1 protein-coding gene and 1 pseudogene are annotated in these 1382 nt (G+C 65.1%); both read right to left on the bottom strand.

Annotated elements, in window-relative coordinates; translation table 11 throughout:
* Nucleotides 1-43: 43 nt before the first annotated feature.
* Entirely contained in the window at nt 44-1216 is a 1173-nt protein-coding gene (locus tag FOZ70_RS36080) for a pyridoxal phosphate-dependent aminotransferase (RefSeq protein WP_219707806.1), read from the bottom strand.
* A gap of 33 nt (nt 1217-1249) precedes the next feature.
* Nucleotides 1250-1382, bottom strand: a pseudogene (locus tag FOZ70_RS36085) (putative toxin-antitoxin system toxin component, PIN family); the annotation flags it as partial.

The raw sequence follows: 1382 nt of genomic DNA on the forward strand, positions 1-1382 counted from the left end.
AACGCGGTTCCTGCAGGGCGGCCTCGGGCCGCCCGTGCGGGACTTACAGGCGGGCGAGCCGTTCGAGCGCGGATGCGAGCGTGCTTTCCTGCTTCGCGAAGCAGAAGCGGACGACGCCCGATTCGTGCGGCTCGTGATAGAACGCCGACACCGGAATGGCGGCCACGCCGATCTCCGACGTGAGCCACTTCGAGAATTCCGCTTCCGGCAGGTCGCTGATCGCCGAATAATCGACGCACTGGAAGTACGTGCCCGTGCAGGGCAGCAGCTTGAAGCGCGTGCGCTCGAGGCCGGCACGGAAGAAGTCGCGCTTCTTCTGGTAGAAGTCGGCAAGCGTCAGGTACGGTGTCGGGTCGCGCAGGTAGTCGGCGAGCCCGACCTGCATCGGTGTGTTCACCGTGAACACGTTGAACTGGTGGACCTTGCGGAATTCCGCGGTCAGCGCGGCAGGGGCTGCGACATAACCGACCTTCCAGCCCGTCACGTGATAGGTCTTGCCGAAGCTCGACACGATGAAGCTGCGCGCGGCGAGTTCCGGATAACGCGCGACGCTCTCATGGCGCGCGCCGTCATAGACCATGTGCTCGTATACCTCGTCGGACAGGATCAGCACGTTGGTGCCACGCACGATCTCTTCGAGCTTGCGCATGTCCGCCTCGCGCCACACCGTACCCGTCGGGTTATGCGGCGTGTTGATCAGGATCACGCGCGTTTTCGGCGTGATGGCGGCCGCCAGGCGGTCGAACGGAATCGCGTAGTCGGGCGCCTCCAGCGTGACGAACACGGGTGTGCCGCCCGCGAGTTCGATCGACGGCAGGTAGCTGTCGTAGGTCGGTTCGACGACGATCACCTCATCACCCGGATGCACCGTGCACAGGATCGCGGTCAGCAGTGCCTGCGTCGCGCCGGCCGTGACGGTGATTTCGGTCGCCGGATCGTAACGCCGGCCGTAGACCTGCGCGATCTTGTCTGCGATTGCTTCGCGCAGCGGCGCGACACCGGCCATCGGCGGATACTGGTTGTGCCCGTTGCGCATCGCGGCCGCAACCGCATCGACGATGCGCGGATCGCAGTCGAAATCCGGAAAGCCCTGGCCGAGGTTCACGGCGCCTTTTTCTGCTGCAAGCGCGCTCATGACCGTGAAGATCGTCGTGCCGACGTTCGGCAGGCGCGAAGGGAAAACGGGAGTCGTTGGCATGTCTGAAGGAGCGTTCATCGATACGGTCGAAATCGGGTGGTGTTGCGTGCGTCAAGCCGGCGTGGCGTCGAGCGCGCAGGCCTCGGCAAAGGGGGCGGGTTGCGCGATCCGGAAGCCGAAATCGCGCGCGGTGCGCTTCGCGAGCTTCAGCAGCGCGCGGTCTTTCGACACGAGCCAATCGGCC

Origin of the sequence: Burkholderia sp. COPS, from assembly GCF_019425585.1 — a bacterium.
GTDB classification, from domain to species: domain Bacteria; phylum Pseudomonadota; class Gammaproteobacteria; order Burkholderiales; family Burkholderiaceae; genus Burkholderia; species Burkholderia cepacia.

What these genes read in the sequence shown, in the direction of transcription:
- FOZ70_RS36080 (WP_219707806.1), bottom strand. Translation starts at nt 1,216, where the DNA reads ATGAACGCTCCTTCAGACATGCCAACGACTCCCGTTTTCCCTTCGCGC.